Source organism: Marinagarivorans sp. (assembly GCF_982758155.1).
Genome location: NZ_CEXWTU010000415.1, coordinates 1 through 2,023, shown reverse-complemented (window position 1 = coordinate 2,023; position 2,023 = coordinate 1). Strand labels below are relative to the sequence as shown.

Here is a 2,023-nt window from a genome sequence, read left to right as displayed (position 1 = left end):
AATATTTGCAATAGCCGGCTATTACGCCATATTTTCGCCTTGCCAAGCAAGCACCCACAAACCCAAATACCAGCAACTTATTCCGTGCACGCCCCAAGCGTGAACCCTTACGTTTTTCGATCATGTAATCGCAGTACAATCAATATATTACGTACAATTACGTATATACCTTAATGTGTTCTCTGCTCATAATTGCTACGTCCAGCCAACACGGGAAGATGGAGCATGACAGTATTTACTAAAAACACACGCGTTCAGTACGTAAAATTCATCGGCATTGGTATTCTATGTTCATACCTTTCTGGGTGTGCTCCACCGGAGTACCTCGAAGGTCCTTATTGCCCCGGGCCCGTTGATAAGCCTATTGTCGCTTCTAAAGAAGAGTTGCGCATGCAAGTGCAGTTTATGGAAAGTCAGACAATTCAAAAAAACGGAAAAATTGTTGTTTATAACGACTATCTGCTAATTAATGAGCCTAATATCGGCATCCATATTTTCGACAATATTCAACCTGAATTACCTCAGCCATTGGGCTTGATTAAGGTTCCGGGCAATACCGATTTTTTTGTTCGTGACGATATTGTTCATGCGACGTCTTATATAGATTTAGTGCAGATAGATATGAGTGATCTTGATAATATCCACGAAGTGAGTCGAAGCGAAGATATTTTTACATCTGATTCATATCGATATGGTTGGTTTTCTTTAGCTCAATTTTATGTCGATACAAAAAAATTTGTTGTTGTAGGTATTGAACAACATACCGTACCCAAAGAAGGTTGCGGAGAAGTGGAGGTGCAGCCATGAAAATTTTAACGCCGATAAAATTACTAGCTCCCATTTATATGGCACTGTGCCTTGGTGCTTGCGCTGGAGCGGCCAGTGATTCCACCGGTAATGCCGGAGGACAATCTAACGCAGGTTCAACCGCGACAATTTTACCCTACGGTAATGTGGCTTATGTGTTAGATAACAGCCTGCTTAAAGTTATTGATTTAGACACGACGCCTCCAGAAATCAGAAAGGCGACACCGCTTGATTCGCCCGAAACTCTTTTTATCAGTAATGATTATCTTTATATTGGCGGAGCCAATGGCGTTGAAATATTCAACCTTGAAGATCCAGTCAACCCCGTCCGAGCATCTACTTATGAGCATATGCGTGCGTGTGATCCCATTATTGTTGAGGATGATATTGGTTATATTACATTGCGCAGTGGCTTCAGTGACCGCTGTCGGCTAGTGGGCGCTAATCGATTAGAAATAGTGGATATGTCTGATCCAGAATTTCCGGAATTAATTAATACTTTTACCATGACAAACCCCTACGGTCTGGCTAAAACTGATACACATCTTGCTGTTTGTGAAGAAGCCTTTGGTTTAACCCTTTTAAATGTGGATGATCCTCTGGCGGTATCTGAGGCGGTTTCTTACTCTGATATTAACTGCTTTGATTTGATTTATAACGATGGTGTTTTAATTGCCACTGCGAGTGATGGTATTTATCAATTTACAGCAACGTCTCAGTATTTGGAATTGCTAAGCTCAATACCGGTGGGGGATGTGGGCGAGCCTGCAGAAGAGGGATTGAATTAAGTCCCAACCTGTAGCAACGGTAAAAAGCAGTGATGAAATGAAATAAAACGGTTTATCCCCAGCTGGAGCCTGATCGGGACACCGGCCATTTTAAATGGCCTAGTGGATGCAAAGGTAGTTGGGGACTCTAATCTCACCAAGGCTCGGCAATTATGCCTGTAGCCGGATATATGTCAGAAACCGCTGTTTTATCATGCAGCAATACCGCTAGCGCGAGTTATGGCTGAGACGGATAAATCGTATGTCTGGTTGATTTCGGACTGAGCAAGCTAAGCCCAAAATCAACCAGATCGGATAAGGGCCGAGGAAAAAATACTTTATCCAATAATACTTGCCTCCTGCCTCCTGCCTCCTGCCTCCTGCTTCCTCAGCAGCGTTGCCCAAAGCGTTACATGCCTCGGTAACTGCTCCATGCGTTACCCTAATGA

Annotated in this window: 2 protein-coding genes; both read left to right on the top strand. The window is 43.2% G+C overall.

Annotated features, from left to right (window positions below; all coding sequences use genetic code 11):
- The first annotated feature begins 225 nt into the window (after positions 1–225).
- A complete protein-coding gene (locus tag AC3A8L_RS21560; protein WP_487964336.1) occupies positions 226–807 on the top strand; it encodes a hypothetical protein in 582 nt (193 codons plus the stop codon).
- Positions 804–1,595 (top strand): LVIVD repeat-containing protein, encoded by a 792-nt coding sequence (locus AC3A8L_RS21555; protein WP_487964335.1) that lies wholly within the window; start codon positions 804–806, stop codon positions 1,593–1,595. Before AC3A8L_RS21560 ends, AC3A8L_RS21555 begins: the two co-directional genes overlap by 4 nt.
- Positions 1,596–2,023: the final 428 nt, after the last annotated feature.

Excerpts from the sequence above, each read along its gene's own strand:
- AC3A8L_RS21560 (WP_487964336.1), top strand. The coding sequence starts at position 226 with ATGACAGTATTTACTAAAAACACACGCGTTCAGTACGTAAAATTCATC.
- AC3A8L_RS21555 (WP_487964335.1), top strand. The coding sequence starts at position 804 with ATGAAAATTTTAACGCCGATAAAATTACTAGCTCCCATTTATATGGCA.